The organism is Actinomycetospora sp. C-140 (assembly GCF_054796175.1).
This window is the reverse complement of record NZ_JBTWNF010000001.1, coordinates 490,875-510,197: the sequence shown is the minus strand read 5'-3', so window position 1 is coordinate 510,197 and position 19,323 is coordinate 490,875. Positions and strand designations below refer to the sequence as shown.

The following is a 19,323-nucleotide window of genomic DNA, read 5'->3' as shown; positions in this document are numbered from 1 at the left end:
CCGGGTGAGCCGGTGGGCTCGGGGAGGAACGGACCTCCGGCCCTGCCGGTGGACCGTCGCGGGGACGGACGCTCGGGGCGCACACACGACACGGCGGCGCGAGCGCCGCGGCCCGAGGAGGCTGAAGGATGATCGATCGCTCGGTGCCACCCGCCGGGGTGGTCGTCGGCGTGGACGGCGATGCCGCGACCCTGCGGGCGGCGGCGTGGGCGGCCCGCGAGGCCGACGGCCGCGGACTGCCCCTCGACCTCGTCCAGGTGCTCCCGCCGTCGCACCGCCCGGCCGACGAGCTCCGGGCACCGTCCGGCCGCGCCCTCGGCCTGTTGGAGCAGGCCCGTCGCATCGCGGTGGGGGAGGCCCCGGGCGTCTCGGTCCAGCTCTCCGTGGTCGACGGGGCGGTGGGGGAGGCACTCGCCGCGGTGGCCCGTCGGGCGCACCTCCTCGTCGTCGGGTCCCGGGGGTTCGACAGCGTCGTCGACGTGACGCTGGGGCGCACGCTCGTCCACGCCATGACCCACGCCGCGTGCCCGGTGGTCGTGGTGCCCCCGCGCTGGGACCCCTCCGAGCGGCACACCGGGGCCGTCGTGGTCGGTGTCGACGGCTCGCCGGAGTCCCACGGCGCCGTCGCCTTCGCCACCGACGTCGCCGACCGCTGGCACGCCCGGATCACGGCCGTCCACGTGGCGACCCGGCGTGGCGATGCCGACCACGACGACCAGCGGCGCGTGCTCGCCGAGGCGCTCGCCGGACTCGCGGACCGTCATCCCGGGGTCCGGATGCGCGAGGCGTTCCCGCACGGCGCGCCCGGTGAGGGGATCCTGGGCGAGGCTCGTCACGGCGCCGCGCTGATCGTGCTCGGCAGCCGCGGGCGGGGGTCCCTCGTCGGGCCGCTCGTCGGCTCGACCAGCCAGACGGTGGTGCGCTCCGCGAGCTGCCCGGTGGCGGTCCTGTCGTCGGCCGCCGCGCAGCGCTGGACCTCCCCGGACCGCGCCTGGGCCGAGGAGGGCGTGTGATGGCCGCCCGGACGACGGCCGACCCGGTCGTGATCGGCGTGGACGACGGACTGCTGCGGCTGCGCGTGCTCGACCGCGCGGTCGTCGAGGCCCGTCGCCGGACCGGGGCCGTGGTCCTCGTCCACGCCCACGGGCCCGAGACGCCGGTCGCTCCCTGGTACGACGACGCCGGCGCCCGCGCCCAGTCCTACCTGACGCGCACCGCCCCCGACCTCGACGTGCAGCTCGTCTGCCGGGCGGGCGACGTCACCGACACCCTGGTCGGCGTCTGTGGTGCGGGCTCGGTGCTGATCCTCGGCGACCGTCACCGCCGTCTCGGGACCGAGGCCGGGCGCGGCACCGAGCGCGCGATCGTCGAGGCCCCGTGCCCCGTCCTCGTGATCCCCGAGTACCGCGGTCCGACCCCGCGCGGCGTGGCGGTGCGCCGCGCGGTCGTGGTCGGCGTCGACGGCGGGCCCTCGTCGCCGGCGGTCCTCGCGTTCGCGCTCCGGAGCGCGGCCGATCAGCACGTGCCGCTCGAGGTCGTGCGGGCGGTCCCACCGCCCGCCGGGGCCGAGGCCGCGGACGTGGCCGGGTCCGACCTCGCCGCGGCCCGGCAGCAGCTCGACACGGTCCTGGCGGCCGCCAGGAACCACGCACCCGAGGTGTCCGTCGAGGTGGAGGTGGTCGCCGACCGGCCGGCGCGCGCGCTGCTGGAGCGGGCGGCCGGCGCGGACGAGGTCGTGATCGGGCACCGGCGCGACGCCACGGCCACGCTGCGCGGGCCCGGCTCGACCGCCCGGTCGGTGCTCGCCGGGGCGCCGTGCGCCGTCGCGGTCCTCGGGCCGCTCGGCCGCCCCGCGCCGGTCCCGGCCGGGGACGGCGCGCGGTGAGCGTGACGGACCTCGCGCCTGCCGTCACCGAGACCCACACGGCGGTGCTCTGGTTCGCCGGCGACCGCGTGCACAAGATGAAGAAGTCCGTCGACCTGGGCTTCTGCGACTTCACGACCCTCGAGCGCCGCCGCGAGGCGTGCCTGCGGGAGCTCGCGCTGAACCGTCGCCTCAGCCCCGAGGCGTACCTCGGGCTGGAGACCCTGCTCGACGCGGACGGCCTCGCCTGCGAGTACCTCGTGGCGATGCGGCGGATGCCCGCCGAGCGCAGCCTCGCCGCGCTCGTCCGGGCCGGCGAGCCGGTCGACGACCACCTGCGGGCGCTCGCGCGACGCCTCGCCGCGTTCCACAGCACCGCGGCCCGGGGTCCGGCGGTCGACCGGGAGGGCACGGTGGAGGCCGCCCGCACCCGGTGGGCCGGCGTGCTCGACGGCCTGCGGCGGCACGCCGGCTCGGTCCTCCCGGCCGACCTCGTCGACGTCGTCGCCGCGGCCGCGGGGGCGTTCCTCGACGGGCGCCGCGCCCTGTTCGACCGGCGCCGCCGCGAGGGCCGCGTGGTGGACGGCCACGGGGACCTCCTCGCCGACGACGTCTTCTGCCTGCCCGACGGCCCGGTCGTGCTCGACTGTCTGGAGTTCGACGAGCACCTGCGCTACGTCGACGGCCTCGACGACGCCGCCTTCCTGGTCATGGATCTGGAACGCCTCGGGGCCCCGGACGCCGCCGAACGCTTCGTCGGCTGGTACACCGAGTTCGCCGACGACCCCGCCCCCGCCGCCCTGCGCCACCACCTCGTGGCCTATCGGGCCGCGGTGCGGTCCGCCGTCGCCTGCGTGCGCGTCGACCAGGGCGGGGAGGGGGCGACACTCGCCCGCGAGCTCCTGGACCTGGCCGCCGCGCACCTCGACGAGGGACGGGTCCGGCTGGTGCTCGTCGGCGGCCTGCCCGGCACCGGCAAGTCGACCGTCGCGGGCGGCCTGGCCGACCGGCTCGGGGCGACGCTGCTGTCCAGCGACCGGGTGCGCAAGGAGATCGCCGGTCTCGACCCGGCCACCGACGCGGGGGCCGCGTACGGCACCGGCCTCTACCGGACCGAGCACACGGCGGCGACCTACGGCGAGCTGTTGCACCGCGCGGAGGAGCTGCTCGCCCTCGGGGAGTCGGTGGTGCTCGACGCCTCCTGGACCGGGGCCGCCCACCGCGAGGCCGCCACGGGCGTCGCGGCCCGCTGCTCGGCGGCGTTGACGTCCTTGCGCTGCGAGGCGCCCGGCGACGTCGCCGCCGAGCGCATCCGCCGGCGCCGCGGGTCGCCCGACCCGTCCGCCTCGGACGCGACGCCGCTCGTGGCCGCGGTGATGGCCGCCGACGCCGACCCGTGGCCGGAGGCCACCGTGGTCGACACCGCGGGGACCGTCGCCGCCGCCGTCGCCGCCGCCCTCGGGGCGGTCCGCTCGCCCCGCCCGCACGCCACGTGGACGGTCGTCGAGGTGTGAGGCCGGCCGGGCCGACCGGTCAGGTGGGCTCGGGGGCGCGGCGCCGGTGGGCCGTCGAGACCGCGAGGGTCACCGCTGTCACCCCCAGGGCCACCAGGACGGCGGCGACGACCAGCAGCAGCACCGACAGCGTCCGCAGGGCGGGCACCGTGGCGCCGGCGTCGGCGCCGACGTGGACGCCGGGCCCGCCGTCCGGCTGCAGCACCACGACCGACCAGTCGCCCGGCGCCGGCCGCCACGTCACCGTCTGGGTCCCGGGGCCCGCGGCCTGGGCGACCCAGATGCCCGCGTCACTCGGTGCGACCGCCGGCGGGCCGCCCGGCTGCTCGACGATCACCGGCCGCGTGCGGCCGCCGTCGTCGCTCGCCATCGTGCCGGTGGCGACCCCGGCCAGGTAGCGGTCCGCCGCGGCGCGGGGCGCGATCCCGACGAACACCGGGCGCGCCGGGTCGAGGGAGGCGACACGGATCCGCACCTCGCCGAGGCCGGCGGACGGGGAGAACGCCTCGCCGGGTGGGGCCTCGAGCAGGAGCCCGGGCGCGCGCACGGCGTACCCGGTGCTCGTCACGAGGCTGGGCGGCGTGGTGAGGAAGCCGGCGTCGTCCCGGGCCGAGGCGTCGGCCCCCAGCCCGGTCAGGCCACCGACCAGCGCCGGCACCGCACCCAGGCACAGCACGATGCCGAGCGCCAGGGCGACGACCGGGCCGGCGGTCCACCCGCGGCGCGCGGCGTCGGGCGGTGCGGCGGCGCGCGTGGCGTCGGGCTCCGCGGCGGTCTCGCCGGGCTCGCGCGGGCCGGTGTCGAGGACGAACGGCGGGTAGCGGTCGGTCATCAGGGCGGCGTAGACGGCGACCCGGAGCACCCACCGGTCGAAACCGATCACGAGGTCGAACAGGGTCTGCGGGTAGGCGCCCCGCACGGCGTGGACGACGATGCCGACGAGCGCCAGCAGGCCCACCAGCCCGCCGGCGCCGACCGACCACCGGTAGTCCTGGCCCTGCCAGACCCACCAGGGGCTCGCGATCAGCAGCCCGACGACCACGTACTGGGGGATCGCCAGGAGCCACCACTTGACGAGCACCAGACCGCGCGAGAGCCGCTCCGGGTGGTCGATCTCGAGATCGGCCGGGTAGGAGTCGTCCCGCTGGAGGCTGAACGGCGGGTAGCGGTCGGTGCCGAAGGCCGCGTTGGTATAGAACGCCACGCGCCACGCCCACCGCAGCACGCCCACCGCGAAGTCGAACAGCGCCCGCGGGTAGCGACCGGTGATCACGATCGCCACGAGGGCGACGAGGCTGACGACGGCGAACGCGACCCAGAGGAACGCCAGCACGACCCAGTGCGGGACGGCGAGGAGCCACTTCAGCAGCCACAGCCAGCGGGACAGCTGCGGATCGAGCTCACCGCGCACCCGCACCGGCGAGCGGGGTGCCGGGGCGGGCGGCGGCGTCGACTCCGGCGAGGTCGGGGCATCCGTCGTGGTCACGGTGACTCCTCCGTCGGGCGCTCGCCGTCGTCGGCGTGCGCGAGGGTGGCCAGCGCGTCGCTGGCGGTGACGATCCCGACCACGACGCCGTCGTCGGTGACGAGTGCGGCCTCCATCCCCCCGGTGAGCACCGCGCGGGCGATCCGGGGCGCCGACGCCCCGGCCTCGACGGTCGGGACCGGACGCCGGGCCAGGCGGCCCACGGGGACGGTGACGCCGTCCACCGCCGCCGCGACGAGGTCGCGGTCGACGAGCAGTCCCACGCACCGGTCGTCGGCGATCACCGGCAGGTGCCGGACGCCGGCGACGCGCAGGACGCGCAGGGCCTCGGCGACCGTGGCGTGCTCGGTCACCACCCGGACCGGGCGGCTGGGGTCGAGGCGCAGGACGGGGTCGGTGGTCATGCCGCCATCGGAGTCGCCCGCGGTCGTCGGCGGCAGGGACGAGGGTCCCGGTCACGCGGCCCGACGGTCGGGGACCGTTCGGCCCTGCCGGGGTCCCGGGAGGCCGGGCGACCGTGGAGGCCTCACGAGGAGGTGGACCATGGCCCGGGCCCTGGTGGTCTTCGAATCCATGTACGGCAACACCGAGGCCGTGGCACGCGCGATCGCCGACGGACTCGCCACCCGCGTCACCGTCGACACGGTCGAGGTCGGCGAGGCCCCTGCCGCCCCGCCCGGCGACTGCGCGCTGCTCGTCGTCGGCGGGCCGACGCACGCGTTCGGGATGAGTCGCCCGTCGACACGCCGGGACGCGGCCACGAAGACCGGACGGGCGATCGTCTCGCGGGGGCCCGGCGTCCGGGAATGGCTCGCGGCGCTGCCCGACCGGGCGGGGTTCGCGACGGCGGCCTTCGACACCCGCGTCGCCCGCCCCCGCATGCCCGGCTCGGCGGCCAGGGCGATCGCCCGTCGCCTGCGCCGCGGCGGGATCGGCCCCGCGGACGGGCCCCGCAGCTTCTTCGTCGACGGCTCGGAGGGGCCGCTCGTCGAGGGCGAGCTCGACCGGGCCCGCGCCTGGGGCGCGAGCCTCGCCACCGCGGTGACCGTCCCGGCGGGCGGCGCGTCGTGACCGGCGGGCCGGACGGCGGGGCGATCGTCGTCGGTGTCGCCCTCGCGGGCCGGGGCGCGCCGGCGGTGCGGTGGGCCGCGGCCGAGGCAGAGGAGCGCGGCGCGTCGCTCCGGCTGGTGTGCGCCCTGGTGCCGCCGCGCGGCAGCTACCCGGGCCGCTCCGTCGTCGGCGTGGACGCGGGCGAGGCGCTGCTCGCGGCGGCGCGCCGCGAGCTGCACGCGATGCGCGCGGTGGCGCGGGAGGTGGCCCCGGGACCGGTGGTCGACGAGACGCTGATCGAGAGCGGTCCGATCGGGGTCCTCCGGGCGCAAGCCCGGACCGCGGCGGCGATCGTGATCGGTACCGATCGGTTCGGCCTCGCCGGCGAGCTGCTGATGGGCGGGATCGCCCGGGGCCTCGTGGGCCACGTCGACGTCCCCGTGGTCGTCGTCCCCGGCGACGACGACGCCCCGCTCGACGGTCGAGCCGTGGTCGTCGGCGACGACGGCACCCCCGGCTCCCGCGGCGCCCTCCGCTTCGCCGCCGACCGGGCGGCGCGACGCCGGACGCCGCTGGTCGTCGTGCGGGCCGGTCGGGACGCCCGCACGGTGTCCGAGGAGCCTCCCGAGCTCGGCGCCGACGGTCCGCCCGCCGTGCACGTCGTCGTCGCCGAGGACCGGGTGGACCGGGTCCTCGCCGATCAGGCTCGCGACGCCGAGCTCGTGGTGCTCGGCGTCGGTGCCCACGGCCGCTGGCACCCCGTCCACTCCACGCGCCGCACCCTCCTCCGACGGACGTCCTGTCCCGTCGTCGTCGTGCCGCCGGGCACGCCGGCCGGGACCCGCCCGGAACCGGCGCGCGCCGCCGGGCGGGGAGCGCCGGGTGCCGGTGCCCCGCCCGCGGGCGCCGCCCGGGCGGAGGACGGCCCGTGAGAGTCCAGGACGTCATGACCCGGACCACGGTGACGGTGGGCCCGGACACCCCGGTCCACGACGCGGCCGAGCTGCTGGTGCGCCACGGGTTCACGCTGCTGCCGGTGCTCGCCGCCGACGGCGTCCTCGTCGGCGTGATCGGCGAGTCCGACGTCCTGCGCGGACGGGTGCTGCACGACCCGCGGTCCGGCGGGGCCTACGACGACCCGCCCCCGCCGCGGACCGTCCGCGAGGTGATGACCCGCGACGTCCGCACGGTGAGCGCGTGGAGCGACGTGGCCGACGCCGTCGCTCCCATGATCGATCGGGGCCTCCGCAGCCTGCCGGTGCTCTCGGAGGGCGCGCTCGTCGGCATCGTGACCCGCCGGGACGTCGCCGGCGTGCTCGTCCGCAGCGACGAGGACCTCCGGGCGGCCGTGTCACGGCGCCTCGACGCCTACGCCGGCTGGCACCGCTGGGACGTGCACGCCGACCGGGGCGAGGTCGTCCTCTGCGACGAGGAGGACGACCCGCTGCAGCAGCACATCGCGACGGTGATCGCTGCCGGTGTCCCCGGCACCGTGCACGTCGCCACGCACCACCGCGACCGGTGCCCGGCCCATGGCAGCGCCGCTTGAGCGCCCGGGAGCCCCGATCGCCCTCCGGCAGCGGGCCCGGCGGCCGTCCGGACGGGGACGTTGGTCCCTGCACCCGCGCGGAGACCGGCGGGAACGTCGCGGTGGACCCGTCCACCCGACGGGCCGATCGAGAGCCCCGGGAGGAGCCATGAGCGAACGGACCGAGATGAGGAGCGAGTACCCGTCGGCCGCGCCGGCGTCGGGTACGTGGGCCGGCTGGGTGCACTTCGGCGCCATCGTGATGGTCGTCGTCGGGGTCTTCGGCGTCCTCGAGGGCCTCGCGGCGACGCTGAGCCCGACGTACTTCGTCTCCACCGCCGGCGGCGCCGTGTTCGTCCTGTCCTGGGCGACGTGGGGCTGGGTGCACCTGATCCTGGGGGCGCTCGTCGCCCTCGTCGGGGTCAGCATGCTCGGCGAGGCGCCCGCCTGGGCGCGCAGCGCGGCGATCGTGCTCGTCGCCCTGAGCGCGATCGTGCACCTGATCGCCATCCCCGTCGCGCCGGTCTGGTCGATCGTCGTGATCGGCCTGGACGTGCTGGTGCTCTACGCCCTCGTCACCACGTGGGGCATGCCGCTGGGCACCCGGCGCTGACGCCCGCGGCCCCGGGCCGGCGCACGTGCCGGCCCGGGGCCCGCGTCGGGAGGAGGGCCGATGACCGACCGCGCGGACATGCCCGGCCGGATGCGGGATCTGGTGCTCGCGCTCGACGCCTACCGGCGAGCCCACGCGGACGTCCTGGGGCTCGGCATCGGGGAGGTGCTCACGCTCTCGGACCTCGGCAGGCAGGACGCGCAGCCCGTCTCCCTGCTCGCGGCGCGGCTCGGCGTCGCGGCCCCGGCCGGCACCGCCCTCGTCGACCGGCTGCAGGCCAAGGGTCTCGTCGTCCGGCGCCGACACCCGACGGATCGCCGCAGCAGGCTCGTCGAGCTCACGCCGCGCGGCCGTCGCGTCGCGGAGCTCATGGACCGGCTGTTCCACGAGGACGTCTCGACCGGGCTCGACGGCGTGCCGCTGGAGCACCTCGCCGAGCTCGCCGACCTGCTGGACCGTGTCGCGGCCGCCCTGCGGCTGCGCGCCGGCGACCTCAACGACCTGCGACGCCGGATGGTGCGGGCGGACATCGCGTCCGGGGACGGTCCCGCCGTACCCGGACCCCCACCACCGGTGGTCGAGTCGGGAGAGGAGCCGATCACCTGACCGGGCACGGACCAACGGCCCGGCACGGCGGGTCCTCGGGCCGCGGTGCCCGACGGCCCCGGAGCGGGAGCCTCGACCCCGGCGGGCGGCGCGCCCGCCGTGCCGAGAGGAGAACGAGATGGACACGACGCAGGACGGCGCCCGCCGGGTGGAGAACCACGCCGGGGTGGCGATCGGCCGGGTGGACGACCAGGGCTGGGTGACCGACTTCGCCGGCGTGCGGATCGGGCGGCTCCTGCCCGACGGCGTGGTCGAGGACTTCGCGGGTGTCCACCTCGGCGGCGTCGCCGGCGGGCCGGCGCGCCACGCCGCGGTCGCCTGAGCGCCGCCGTGACGAGCAACGGCAGCGGCGTTCTCGGGCCGGTCGTGGTCGGGACCGACGGGTCCGCGACGGCCCGGCGCGCCGTCCGGTGGGCCGCCCGCGAGGCCCTGGCCCGCGGCCGCGAGCTGCGCATCGTGCTGGCGTACGGCGGCGTCGACCCCACCCTCATGTCCGAGGCGTCGCTGTGGCGCCGGTACCAGCAGGGCATTCTCGACCGGGCGCGCCACGACGTCGACGAGGCGCTGCGGGCGGCCGACGAGGTCGCCCCCGGACTCATCGTGACCGACCGGCTCGTCGACGGTCCCGCCGCCCCGGTCCTGCTCGAGGAGGCGGGGAGAGGACTCCTCGTCGTGGGCGAGCGCGGCGAGGCCGACCTCGGGGAACCCTTCGCGGGCTCGGTGGCGGCCTCGTGCGCGGCGCACTCCGCCGGGCCGGTCGTGGTGGTGCGGGGCGACGTGACCGCGGACGACGCCGCGCCGGTCGTGGTCGGGGTCGACGGGTCGCCGACGAGCGCGGCCGCGGTCGACTTCGCCGTCGAGGCCGCGGACGCGGCCGGCTGCCCGCTCGTGGCCGTGCACACCTGGTGGGATCTCCGCATCGGACCGGACCTCGAACCGCTGCTCGACTGGGGCGCGATCGCCACGAGCGAGCGCCGCATCCTCGCCGAGCAGCTCGCGGGCCACTCCGCGGCCCATCCCGACGTGGCGATCTCGTCGGTCGTCGAGCGCACCCACCCGTCGGCTGCGCTGGAGCACCACGCCCGCGGGGCGCGGCTGCTGGTGGTCGGCACCCGTGGGCGCGGACCGGTCGCCGGCCTCCTGCTGGGTTCGGTGAGCCGGCGCATGGTGCACCGCTCGCCGTGCCCCCTGGCGGTCGTGCCGCCGCCTGGAGGGCCGCGTCACCCGCTGGCGAGAACGCAGGACGCCAGGCGCCGACCCGAGAGCGTGTGATCATCGAGAAGCGGAGCGATTAACGTTGACCAGCCGCGGAGACACCCCCTCGTCCTGACGACGAGCGAGGACGAGCCGTGCACCGTCGCCGCCTCGGAGCCCCCACCAGACCCGGTGCGCTACGAGCCGACGCGGACCGACGTCAACTCGAGACCAACTCGGTGTCGACTCGAGGCTCACTCGAGTTGACATCACTTCTGCTTGGCGAGTCACTGAAGCAGTCGTGTATTTCGAGGGGGGAACACAAGATGTCGGCCTACCTGATGATCGCAGTGTTGCTCGCCTTCGTGCTGATATCACAGGCAGCCAGGTTGGGATCTCGTAGGCGCTCGGCAAATGCTCCGGTATATGAGGAGTCATTGTCGCGGATAACGCAGACGAATGAGAAGTACTGCCTCATACTCAGACCGTTCGGAAGTGACGGGCTGACTCGTCTTCCCTATGGCTACCGACCGTGGTTCGTACCACGAGACGCGGGCCTCACTCGGTCACTCGAAGAGGTGGTCAGCCGATCAGCCTTCTACGCCTGCGGCCTGCAGACCTACACTCTGACCGATCATCGCCAGCGTTACGCCCCCGTGGGCCCCGTACTGGTCCGTGTGGAGAACGAGCATTGGCAGTCGTGTACCGAGACGCTGCTCGACCGCGCGCACACCGTCGTGATCATCATTCCACCCATCGAGCAGCTTCAGAACGGATTCCAATGGGAGATCCAGCAGTTGTCCCTGAAGAATCTGCGCTGTCGAACGATCATCGTTCTTCCGCCTGTGGCGCTTGCATCGTGGGCGCATGCGTGGTGCGTCAGGCAAGCCGCTCAGATCCTCGCGGCTCTGCAGGAGTTCGCGATGGCTGTCGACGAAGTCGACCCCTCGATCGTCTTCTATTGGGAGGAAGTGCTCCGCGAAAGCTCTGCTCTGGTCGTCGAAATCGTCCCGGACGTATCCGCGCCCGACTCGCGCATACGTGTTCTGCCCTGGAGACTGTTGGGTAAACCCTCGCCCAGACGCGTTGGGGCCAAGACCTACGAGTCTGCGCTGGTTCCCGCGATCCGAGGCATCGACCTGCGCAACGGGAGTCTGCCCGAGCGGAAGAACCCGATCCTGCATCGATCCGAAAGACGGGCCGACGAGGCGCGGAGTCAGTCGGGCCGACGAGCTGGAATCTGCAACGGGTCCGTTCGGGATCCGAACCCCCGCCCGTCCAGCAACCGGAATCCTGCGGACACGGGTGTCGCTGGACCGGTCGCGGAGGTCAGGCCTCCCCGACGATACGACTCGTGACGGACTCCGCGGGATACCTTCTTCCGCGCTGCCATCGGAGGCGTCCTCCACGGCTCGCGGACATGGTCGTCGGTCGCCGGGTTACCGGGAGACTTCACGGAGACGTTCCGGACGCTCGCTGGTCCGTCGGAGTGAACGTGGGACGGGGATGTCGATGACGGCGAGGCTGTTCGTGGAGTTCTCGACAGCGTCGAGACGATCGAGGAGACCGCCATGAGCACGGACACCACGGACACCACCGGCCTGGACCACACGTTCACCGGCGTGGTGCAGCGCAGCCCGAAGCCGGGCGGCTGGACCTACCTCTGCACCGACTGGTCCGCGGCGTTCTTCGGCACGCGCGGTCTGGTGAAGGTGGCCGGCACGGTCGACGGCCACGCCTACCGCGGGTCGTTCATGGCCCTCGGCGACGGCACGCACAAGCTGCCGATGCCGGCGGCGCTGCTGGCGGCGATCGGCAAAGGCGTCGGCGACACCGTCACCGTCCACCTGACGCAACGCCTCGCCCGTGTGTGAGACCCGCGCCCGTACGGTCGGGTCATGGCGAGGGAGGGCCGGGGCGGGACCGGGATCCTGATCCTCGTGATGTTCGCCGGGATCGCGATCGCGGTGGTCAGCGTCGGGCAGGTCTTCCAGCGCGGCGGGACGACGTGGCTCGGCGTGGTCGTCGGCCTGGCCATCGCCGCGGTCGCCGGCGGCGTCCTGGTGCTGCGATCATCGAGCCGAGGGCGCTGACCGGCTCACGCGCTCCAGGCGCGGGCGCGCCAGAAGGCCGTGAGCACCCGAGCGGCGCGGGCCGGGTCCTCGGCCATCCACCAGTGGCCCAGACCGTCGAGCTCCGTGACGTCCGCGCCGGCGCGCTCCGCGGCGCGCCGGCGCAGCTCCACCGGCCCGCCGTAGGGATCCGCCGTGGCGACGATCCCGAGACCGGGGCGAGCGGCGAGGGCGGACAGTCCCCGACCGAGCTCGGCCATGGTCGGCTGGGCGGCGGAGCGGTAGAGGCTCAGGACCGCCTGCTTCATCTCGTCGCCCTGCACGCCCGCGATCTGGAGCGCCTCGGCGCGGCCGATGCCGAGCGACTCCATCTGCTCGGCCCGCTGCTCGGGCGTCCCGCCGAACATCGCGTCGAGGGCGGCCTCGCCGTCGCCGGGCGTCTGCCAGGTCTGCGCGAGGTCGTGCCAGGTGTAGTCCGGCTCGAAGAGCCCGAGGGCGTCGCTCGCCCAGCTGCGCACCAGCTCCGGGCGCGCCATGAGCGCGGTGACGACGTGGCCACCGCCCCAGTCGTGGCCGAGGAGGTCGACGGGCCGGTCGAGGCGCTCGAGCTCACCGACGAGCCAGTCGCGGTACCCCGTCACTGTCGGGGAGAACCCGGCCGGCAGCGGCACGCCGAAGCCGGGCGGGGAGAGCCGGACGACGTCGTCGACGCCCGCGCGGGCCAGCTCGGCGACGAGCGGGTCCCACAACGCCGCGCTCTCCGGGTTGCCGTGTACCAGTGCGACCGTCACGCCGCCGCATACCCCGGACGCGTCGTCTCGATGCCCCGACGCCGGGCCAGGGCCAGCACGGCCGCGGCGTAGACCACCGTCCCGGCGATCGAGACCACGAACACGCCGGCCCCGACCTCGCTGTAGTCGGCGACCGAGTCGGTCGCGGCGTAGGCGGCCGAGACGACCCAGGCGACGGTGTTGTGGACCAGGTGCAGGGCCAGGGCGGCCTCGAGCCCGCCGGTGCGCAGGGTCAGGACCGAGAGCACGACGGCGAACACGACGAGGTCGGCGAAGCCCCATACGCTCGCGGTCGCGCCCTCGTGGACGAGAGCGAACAGGACGGCGCTGACCGCGACGCCGGGCCACGGGCTGCGGACGACGGCGCCGAAGGTCTGCACGATCCAGCCCCGGAACAGGTACTCCTCGGCGGCGGCCTGGAACGGTGTGAGCACGAGGACCACGACGGCGACCCCGAGGAACGACGACCAGCCCGCGAAGGTGCCCCCGGTCGGGTCGACGAGCTCGCCGACCAGACCGGCGAGGACGGAGACCGCGAGCGCCGGGACCAGGCACACGACGAGCCAGCGACCGCGCAGGCGCCCGGTCACCGACGACAGCGTCCCGGGCCGGCGCCGTTCCACGATCCGCACGACCAGGAGCACCGCGGGCAGGGTGGCGGCGATGACCAGCAGGCCGGCCCCGGCCGCCCAGACGGGGTCGGTCGGGAAGCTGTCGGCGTCGAGGGGGACCGCCGCCATCAACGCGGCCAGGTCGATCGCCGCGGCGGTCGCGACCACGAACAGCAGGCCCCCGACCACGATCGACAGCAGTGCCGTGGGACCGACCCACCAGCGGCGTCCCGGGGTCCGGGCGAGGTGGTCGTAGGTCACCGGGGCCGGGGCGGCCGTCTCGGTGCCGACGGGGACGTCGGTCGCGGTCGTCGGCGGGGTGGACGGATGGGTGGACGGATGTGTCGCGGTCATGGCTTCCTCCGGCGGGCTGCAGAACGGCACGGTGACGGGCGCGATGGCTCTGCGAGCAGGGTCGGGCGCATCACCGGTGCGGTCTGTCGCCTCGCGGTGCGAGTCTCGTGGCCGCGGGAGCAGGCTCCTGTCACCGCGAGGACAGGTCGGAGGACCGCCGGAGAACAGGTCGGCGACGCTAGGCCCGGCCCACTGCCGCGATCCAGTCGGCCGCGGTGGTCACGGCGGCCTGGCTCGGGAAGACCTTCTCGGTCAGCACGCGGTGGACCTCGGGATCCCGGTCGAGACAGCAGTCGGCGAGAACGGTGAGCTCGAAGTCGAGGTCCGCCGCCTGCCGGAGGGTCGAGAGCACGACACCGCTGGTGGCGACCCCGGTGAGGACGAGGTGGTCGATGCCCTGGGCGCGCAGCACCATGTCGAGGTCGCTGCCGGCGAACCCGCTGACGCGGCGCTTGGTGACCACGACGTCACCGTCCCGCGGTGCCACCTCCGCGGGGATGGCGGTCGCCTGCGGGCCGGCGTCGCCGAGGCGGGCGACGACACCGGCGAACACCTTGTTGCGCGGGCTGACCTCGGGGGCGCCGGGCCGGAAGCCCACGACCACGTAGACCACCGGGACCCCGGCGGCCCGGGCGGCGTCGATCACCTCGCGCAGCCGGGCGAGGTACTCCGGGTCGGGGATCCGGGCGAGGACCATGGTCTGGACGTCCATCACGAGGACGGCACGGCGTGACATCGCCATCTCCTCCGCGGCGTGGGTGTCGGATGATCGGTACCCGCGGAGCGAGCGGCAGAGACGGAGAACCTGGCGATGGCGAGTGGACAGGACGCGACCACCGGGCCGACCCCGTTCGAGGTCCACGAGTCGGGGTCCCTGCTGCACGGGACGAAGGCCGACCTCGCGGTCGGCGACCTGCTGGTTCCCGGACGTCCCTCGAACTACGAGGAAGGCCGGATCATGAACCACGTCTACGTGACCGCGACGCTCGACGCGGCGGCCTGGGGAGCCGAGTTCGCGGTGGGGGAGGGCCCCGGGCGCATCTACCTGGTGGAACCCACGGGCGCCCTCGAGGACGACCCCAACGTCACCGACAAGAAGCTCCCCGGGAACCCCACGCGCTCGTACCGGACCCGCGAGCCGGTGCGCGTCGTCGGCGAGCTCGAGGGCTGGGTCGGCCACACGCCCGAGCAGCGGCAGACGATGCAGGACGGTCTCGACGACCTCCGGCGACGCGGCCTCGCAGTGATCTACGACTGACGGCCGTCGGCGCGGCGCCGCCGGCCCCCCGGCCCGGCGACGCCACCCCCGACTGACGGACACGCCCTCGCCGACCGTGCCGATGAGAAAAGTACCGAGCGGTATGCGTCTGGGCAAGACGATGGGATGCTCGCCGTCGGCGAAGCAGGGGGTGTCCGATGGTGGCGACGATCGGGACGGCCGGCGACGGCCGGCGCCTCCCGCGGCAGGCACGGTCCCAGGCAACGCACCGGGCGCTGCTGACGGCGGCGGGCGAGCGTTTCGCGGCCCAGGGCTTCCACGGCACGGCGCTCAGCGAGCTGGTGGGCGACGGCGCGGCGACCAAGGGCGCGTTCTACTTCCACTTCTCCTCGAAACAGGCGGTCGCCGAGGCACTGGTGGCGGCCATGACCGACTCGTGGGACGCCGTGACCGACGCCGTGACCGCGGCGGGGCGCGACGGTCTCGAGGCGCTGGTCCTGCTGACGGACGCGGTCACCGTGCGCCTCGACGACCCCGTCGTGCGCGGCGCCGGGCGCGTGCTGCGGGACGGGGTCGTGGCCTCGCCGACCCTGGCCGAGATCGCGGGCTGGTGGCGTGACCAGGCCGAGGACCTGCTCGAGCAGGCCCAGCGGGCGGGCTTCCTGCGGCCCGAGGCCGACCCGGCGTGGGTCGCCCGCGAGCTCGTCGCGGGGTTCGCCGGGCGCGCGACGGTGAACGAGGCGCCGGGCTCCGCGGAGGCGCTCTGGGATCTGATGAACGATTTCTGGGCCGGCCTGCTGCCGTTGATCGCGACCGCGGAGTGGCGAGCTCGGTGGGACGCGCGGCCCTGGGCGCGGCGCCCGCGCCCGGTCGGTGTCGGACCCGGCGACGCCGAGCACCTCGTGGTCCGGCCGATCGGGGAGCCGTCGCCCGCGCCGTGACCGTCCCGCGGCGACCCGCTGCGGCGTGGGCGGGTCGCTCCGGATCCGTGCGCGGCCGCTGATCGCCCCCATCCGTCCGGGGAGCGGCGGCGTGTGGTTCGCGGCGTGGGGCTTCACGGGGACCACCAGGCGGGTCACGGGCTGACGTCGAGTTCCTGGTGCATGCCGTCGGCGTAGTGGTTCGCCAGGTTGCACACGATCTCGTAGCGCCCGGGTGCCAGGGTGAGCGTGGTCCAGCCGATCCCTCCGGCGGGGATTCCCTCCCCGGAGGACGCGCCGCAGGCGGCGGACACCTCACCGTCCGTGCCGCTCTCGTCGATCGTGCCGTCGGCCCTCGGCGCCCGTCGTCCGGCAGCGGCACCGGCGGCGAGGGGGAGCACGACCACCTCGTGCGGACGCCGGCCCATGTTCCGGGCCACCAGGCTCACCTGACCCGCGGGCACGGTCGAGGGCACCGCACGCACCGTCATCGGTTCGCCGAGCGGTGCGGGCTCCTCCGGCGAGAACGCCATCATCCCCATCTCGGCCAGCCCGACAGTCACGACGTGTCCCGGCAGCGACGTCGGGACGGCGCACGGCTGCTGCGGCGGAACGGTGGCGACCGCACCGTCGTCCGCACCGCCCATCATCCCGGCCTCCGGTGCTCCCTCGGCCGTCGCGGCACCGGGACGCCCCATCATCCCGGGACCCATCGGCGAAGATGCCGGAGCGGGGCCCGCACACCCCGCGAGCGCGGCGGCGAGCACGCCGGCGAGGGCGAGCGCCGCGAGGGGGATCGTCGTCATGACGGCAACGTCCCGCCGAGCCGCCCTCGCCGGGAGAACCATCCGGCACCCGGTTCCGGGTCACTGGACCCGTTGAGCCGCGACTGACCGGGAGCAGGAACGCGCCCGGGCCGCTCCCGGCCGGTGGACCCCCGAGCGTGGCCCCTTCGGCCTCTTCTCGACGCGGCGAGCGTGCGCGGACCGTCGGTGGCCAGTCGTGGACTCGACGGAAGGGACGTCCGCCATGTCGACACTCGATCGACCGATCCCGACCGCGGGGCTCACCGCGGCCGGCCTCGGCGCGCTCGACCGCGTCCTGCTCCTGTGCGGGATCGCGTACGCGCTCGTCTACGTGCTGGGGAACGACGTCGTGGCCGCCGCCCGGTTCCCCGGGTACGACTGGCGCGCCCAGAACGTCAGTGAGCTGTCCGCCCTGGGTTCGCCGGCACGCCCTTTCGAGCTGGTCGTGCTCCTCCCGATCCTGACCGCTCTGATGGTCGCGTTCGGCGTCGGCGTGTGGCGCTCGGCGCGTGGGGGACGCGCCCTGCGGATCGCCGGGACCCTTGTGGTCGCCTGCGGGCTCTTGGGGCTGCTCTCGATCCCGTTCCCGATGACGTCGCGCGCCGCGCTGGTCGTCGGAGGCAGGATGCCGGCCACCGACGTCGGGCACATCGCGCTGACGGCGGGCACCGTTCTGCTGATCATCGGCATGATGGGGTTCGCGTCGGTGCCGCTCCCGACGGTGTTCCGGGCGTACACGGCGGTGTCGGCGTTCGCGGTCCTCGTGTTCGGCGTCCTGACCGGGTCGCAGGCCCCGCAGCTGGCCGCCGGCGCGCCGACGCCATGGATGGGCCTGTCCGAGCGGATCAGCATCGGGGCCTGGTTGCTGTGGATGGTCGTGCTGGCCGTCGTCCTGCTCGCGGGCGCCCGGAACGTGGCAGGTCGAGCAAGGGACCAGCGATGACGACCTCTCCAGCGTGGTCTCCGGGCCCAGCCACCTGGCGGTCCGACCGACGAGCGGGCGGGGGAGCGACCGTGAGTGACGGGCGGGCGTCCAGGGCCGCCGGGGCGCCCGGCTGGTGACGCCCCACCGGCCCGGGTCCGGGGGGTCGACCGGCCCTGCCGCGCCGGACGAGCGCCCGACAACCTCCCGGCCGTGAACGCACTCGGACCGACGGCGCCGCGTCCGGGATCGTCGCCGCTGCTCGGGGCGATCCTCAACCTGGCGCACTTCCACAAGGAGCACGAGCGGTTCTACTCGTCGGCTCCGCTGGAGACCGCGCTGCGGTTGCAGCGCCACGGGCGGACCCTGCAGGCCCTCGCCGACCGGTGGGAGACCGCCGCCCCGGCACCCATGAGCCGTGGCGGCCGGAACCCCTACGAGGGCGCCGACGACCTCAACAGCGAGGCGGCGATCGCTCTGGACGGGGCGTTGTTCATGGAGGGTGAAGGCCGACCCGTGGAGCTCGCGGCCATGATCGCCGAACTGCGCACCGACGCCGAGGGCTTCTCCTCCGGCGGACGCTGGCTGGCCCAGGCGATGGAGAGCAGCTGGACGGTGGCCACGGCCCTGCTCGAGTTCGATGCGTTGGCCGACGTGATGGGTGAGCGGCACCGCATCATCAGCAACGACTGGCTCGCCGCGCACATGCAGTCGCTGATCGCACAGATGCTGACCCGCGCCGCGGACATGCTCGACCGTGTCGACTTCGCTCCCGGCGCGCTGCGCGCCGACCTCGCCGACCGTGCCGTCAGCCCTCGACGGCTGCACTCGGCGGCAGAAGTGATCGCCCGTGCGGCGGACCTGTGCGGCGAGTCGGCGCGGCTGGTGCACGACAACGAACGACGCTGGCGGGTCTTCCGGCAGCGGACCGCCGAGCTGGTCGGCTCCGCCCCCGGCGACGACCACACCGCCGTGGTCACGGCCGAGGGTGTGGACGCCGACGGGAAGGGGACATGACCTGCGTCGCTCGCCCGTCCTCGATGTCGTGGGCACCCTGGCGTCGCCGGGACTCCCGTGGCCGGCTCGTCACGCCGGCACGGCCGGCGACGTCGCCGGCCGTGCCGCACTCCGCAGCGCCGCACCGCGTCCGGTGCGGCGGCCGTCCACGCCGGCACCAGGACCCAGATGCGACCCACGCCGGCCCGATCGCCCAGGCCTGGCGGGCGGTCGTGATCGGCCGGGATCGAGGGTTGCCGGTCCCGCACCCCGGTCCCCCTTCGTCACAAGGTGGTCACCGCGACGACCACGAGCACGAAGGCCGCGACGATGATCGCCACGCGGCCGTGGTGCAGGCGGTCCCAGCGCTGGTGCTGCTCGCGCCAGTCGTCGGGGTGGTCCTCGGCGGTCCACGTCCTCGAGCGGTTGTTGATCGGGACCAGCAGCGCGACGGACAGGACGACGCTGAGGGCCAGCAGCCCGCCGGCGACGAGGGCCGAGGTGGCGCTCGGCGTGCCCCAGGCGACCGCCGCGAGGGCCGCGGTGAGGATCAGGGAGCCGACGTACCAGAACGGCATCAGGCGCCCGAGCATGCGCCCGCCGTCCGCCCGCGCGGCCAGCGAGGCGCCCGCCGGCAGGCGCAGCAGGATCGGGTTGACGACGAAAGCGACCGCGAGCTCGACGCCGACCATGAGGCCGACGACGGTCGCGGTGACGACGGCGAGTACGGGTGTCATGGCGGGCTCCTCGGTATCTAGCAACGCTAGAAATCCTAGC

General features: G+C 75.1%; 24 protein-coding genes. 17 read left to right on the top strand and 7 right to left on the bottom strand.

What is annotated here, in order from left to right; translation table 11 throughout:
• The first annotated feature begins 128 nt into the window (after positions 1 to 128).
• Genes ACR9E3_RS02520 through ACR9E3_RS02510 form a run of 3 tightly spaced genes read left to right on the top strand, consistent with a single transcriptional unit; the run spans position 129 to position 3,378 of the window.
• Positions 129 to 1,013: a universal stress protein gene (locus tag ACR9E3_RS02520; protein WP_460378185.1), complete on the top strand. Its 885-nt coding sequence runs from the start codon at positions 129 to 131 to the stop codon at positions 1,011 to 1,013.
• Positions 1,013 to 1,885: a universal stress protein gene (locus ACR9E3_RS02515; RefSeq protein WP_460378184.1), complete on the top strand. Its 873-nt coding sequence runs from the start codon at positions 1,013 to 1,015 to the stop codon at positions 1,883 to 1,885. Before ACR9E3_RS02520 ends, ACR9E3_RS02515 begins: the two co-directional genes overlap by 1 nt.
• Positions 1,882 to 3,378, top strand: a complete 1,497-nt coding sequence (locus ACR9E3_RS02510; RefSeq protein ID WP_460378182.1) for a bifunctional aminoglycoside phosphotransferase/ATP-binding protein — start codon at positions 1,882 to 1,884, stop codon at positions 3,376 to 3,378. Before ACR9E3_RS02515 ends, ACR9E3_RS02510 begins: the two co-directional genes overlap by 4 nt.
• Before the next feature lie 19 nt (positions 3,379 to 3,397).
• On the opposite strand, the gene ACR9E3_RS02505 is transcribed toward ACR9E3_RS02510, so the two are convergent.
• Together ACR9E3_RS02505 and ACR9E3_RS02500 are read right to left on the bottom strand one after the other, a co-directional pair.
• Positions 3,398 to 4,864, bottom strand: coding sequence for a DUF4389 domain-containing protein (locus ACR9E3_RS02505; RefSeq protein ID WP_460378180.1), 1,467 nt, complete (start codon positions 4,862 to 4,864; stop codon positions 3,398 to 3,400).
• The gene (locus ACR9E3_RS02500; RefSeq protein ID WP_460378176.1) at positions 4,861 to 5,268 is read right to left on the bottom strand and encodes a CBS domain-containing protein; all 408 of its coding nucleotides are present in this window, start codon (positions 5,266 to 5,268) and stop codon (positions 4,861 to 4,863) included. Before ACR9E3_RS02500 ends, ACR9E3_RS02505 begins: the two co-directional genes overlap by 4 nt.
• Positions 5,269 to 5,407: 139 nt before the next feature.
• Between ACR9E3_RS02500 and ACR9E3_RS02495 the strand changes: the two genes are divergently transcribed.
• The 10 genes from ACR9E3_RS02495 (at position 5,408) to ACR9E3_RS02450 (ending at position 11,948) form a co-directional block, all read left to right on the top strand.
• Positions 5,408 to 5,935, top strand: a complete 528-nt coding sequence (locus tag ACR9E3_RS02495; protein WP_460378174.1) for a flavodoxin family protein — start codon at positions 5,408 to 5,410, stop codon at positions 5,933 to 5,935.
• The gene (locus ACR9E3_RS02490; RefSeq protein ID WP_460378172.1) at positions 5,932 to 6,846 is read left to right on the top strand and encodes a universal stress protein; all 915 of its coding nucleotides are present in this window, start codon (positions 5,932 to 5,934) and stop codon (positions 6,844 to 6,846) included. The genes ACR9E3_RS02495 and ACR9E3_RS02490 overlap by 4 nt, the downstream gene beginning before the upstream one ends.
• The gene (locus ACR9E3_RS02485) at positions 6,843 to 7,463 is read left to right on the top strand and encodes a CBS domain-containing protein (protein ID WP_460378170.1); all 621 of its coding nucleotides are present in this window, start codon (positions 6,843 to 6,845) and stop codon (positions 7,461 to 7,463) included. Before ACR9E3_RS02490 ends, ACR9E3_RS02485 begins: the two co-directional genes overlap by 4 nt.
• 148 nt (positions 7,464 to 7,611) lie before the next feature.
• Positions 7,612 to 8,055, top strand: coding sequence for a DUF7144 family membrane protein (locus tag ACR9E3_RS02480; RefSeq protein WP_460378168.1), 444 nt, complete (start codon positions 7,612 to 7,614; stop codon positions 8,053 to 8,055).
• Positions 8,056 to 8,115: 60 nt separating this feature from the next.
• Positions 8,116 to 8,661, top strand: coding sequence for a MarR family winged helix-turn-helix transcriptional regulator (locus tag ACR9E3_RS02475; RefSeq protein ID WP_460378167.1), 546 nt, complete (start codon positions 8,116 to 8,118; stop codon positions 8,659 to 8,661).
• 118 nt (positions 8,662 to 8,779) lie between these two features.
• Positions 8,780 to 8,983, top strand: a complete 204-nt coding sequence (locus ACR9E3_RS02470; protein WP_460378165.1) for a hypothetical protein — start codon at positions 8,780 to 8,782, stop codon at positions 8,981 to 8,983.
• 8 nt (positions 8,984 to 8,991) lie between these two features.
• Complete coding sequence (locus tag ACR9E3_RS02465; RefSeq protein ID WP_460378163.1) at positions 8,992 to 9,933, top strand: universal stress protein; 942 nt, start codon at positions 8,992 to 8,994, stop codon at positions 9,931 to 9,933.
• Positions 9,934 to 10,181: 248 nt separating this feature from the next.
• Positions 10,182 to 11,213: a hypothetical protein gene (locus ACR9E3_RS02460; protein ID WP_460378161.1), complete on the top strand. Its 1,032-nt coding sequence runs from the start codon at positions 10,182 to 10,184 to the stop codon at positions 11,211 to 11,213.
• Positions 11,214 to 11,426: 213 nt separating this feature from the next.
• On the top strand, positions 11,427 to 11,729 hold the full coding sequence (locus tag ACR9E3_RS02455) for a DUF1905 domain-containing protein (RefSeq protein WP_460378160.1): 303 nt from the start codon (positions 11,427 to 11,429) through the stop codon (positions 11,727 to 11,729).
• A 24-nt stretch (positions 11,730 to 11,753) separates the two neighbouring features.
• On the top strand, positions 11,754 to 11,948 hold the full coding sequence (locus tag ACR9E3_RS02450; RefSeq protein WP_460378158.1) for a hypothetical protein: 195 nt from the start codon (positions 11,754 to 11,756) through the stop codon (positions 11,946 to 11,948).
• Between the two features lie 5 nt (positions 11,949 to 11,953).
• Here the strand turns inward: ACR9E3_RS02450 and ACR9E3_RS02445 are convergent, their stop codons facing one another.
• The 3 genes from ACR9E3_RS02445 to ACR9E3_RS02435 all read right to left on the bottom strand — a co-directional run bounded on the left by ACR9E3_RS02445 (position 11,954) and on the right by ACR9E3_RS02435 (position 14,419).
• Positions 11,954 to 12,718 (bottom strand): alpha/beta fold hydrolase, encoded by a 765-nt coding sequence (locus tag ACR9E3_RS02445; protein ID WP_460378156.1) that lies wholly within the window; start codon positions 12,716 to 12,718, stop codon positions 11,954 to 11,956.
• On the bottom strand, positions 12,715 to 13,683 hold the full coding sequence (locus tag ACR9E3_RS02440; protein WP_460378154.1) for a lysostaphin resistance A-like protein: 969 nt from the start codon (positions 13,681 to 13,683) through the stop codon (positions 12,715 to 12,717). The genes ACR9E3_RS02445 and ACR9E3_RS02440 overlap by 4 nt, the downstream gene beginning before the upstream one ends.
• Before the next feature lie 178 nt (positions 13,684 to 13,861).
• Positions 13,862 to 14,419: a cysteine hydrolase family protein gene (locus ACR9E3_RS02435; RefSeq protein ID WP_460378152.1), complete on the bottom strand. Its 558-nt coding sequence runs from the start codon at positions 14,417 to 14,419 to the stop codon at positions 13,862 to 13,864.
• Between the two features lie 75 nt (positions 14,420 to 14,494).
• Between ACR9E3_RS02435 and arr the strand changes: the two genes are divergently transcribed.
• Positions 14,495 to 14,941, top strand: coding sequence for an NAD(+)--rifampin ADP-ribosyltransferase (gene arr / locus ACR9E3_RS02430; RefSeq protein WP_460378151.1), 447 nt, complete (start codon positions 14,495 to 14,497; stop codon positions 14,939 to 14,941).
• 158 nt (positions 14,942 to 15,099) lie between these two features.
• The gene (locus ACR9E3_RS02425) at positions 15,100 to 15,843 is read left to right on the top strand and encodes a TetR family transcriptional regulator (protein WP_460378149.1); all 744 of its coding nucleotides are present in this window, start codon (positions 15,100 to 15,102) and stop codon (positions 15,841 to 15,843) included.
• Positions 15,844 to 15,977: 134 nt separating this feature from the next.
• On the opposite strand, the gene ACR9E3_RS02420 is transcribed toward ACR9E3_RS02425, so the two are convergent.
• Complete coding sequence (locus tag ACR9E3_RS02420) at positions 15,978 to 16,628, bottom strand: hypothetical protein (protein WP_460378147.1); 651 nt, start codon at positions 16,626 to 16,628, stop codon at positions 15,978 to 15,980.
• A 223-nt stretch (positions 16,629 to 16,851) separates the two neighbouring features.
• On the opposite strand from ACR9E3_RS02420, the gene ACR9E3_RS02415 reads away from it, so the two are divergent.
• Both ACR9E3_RS02415 and ACR9E3_RS02410 read left to right on the top strand, forming a co-directional pair.
• Positions 16,852 to 17,571: a DUF998 domain-containing protein gene (locus ACR9E3_RS02415; RefSeq protein WP_460378146.1), complete on the top strand. Its 720-nt coding sequence runs from the start codon at positions 16,852 to 16,854 to the stop codon at positions 17,569 to 17,571.
• Positions 17,572 to 17,763: 192 nt separating this feature from the next.
• A complete protein-coding gene (locus ACR9E3_RS02410) occupies positions 17,764 to 18,567 on the top strand; it encodes a hypothetical protein (protein WP_460378144.1) in 804 nt (267 codons plus the stop codon).
• A 263-nt stretch (positions 18,568 to 18,830) separates the two neighbouring features.
• On the opposite strand, the gene ACR9E3_RS02405 is transcribed toward ACR9E3_RS02410, so the two are convergent.
• Positions 18,831 to 19,283 (bottom strand): anthrone oxygenase family protein, encoded by a 453-nt coding sequence (locus ACR9E3_RS02405; protein ID WP_460378142.1) that lies wholly within the window; start codon positions 19,281 to 19,283, stop codon positions 18,831 to 18,833.
• Positions 19,284 to 19,323: the final 40 nt, after the last annotated feature.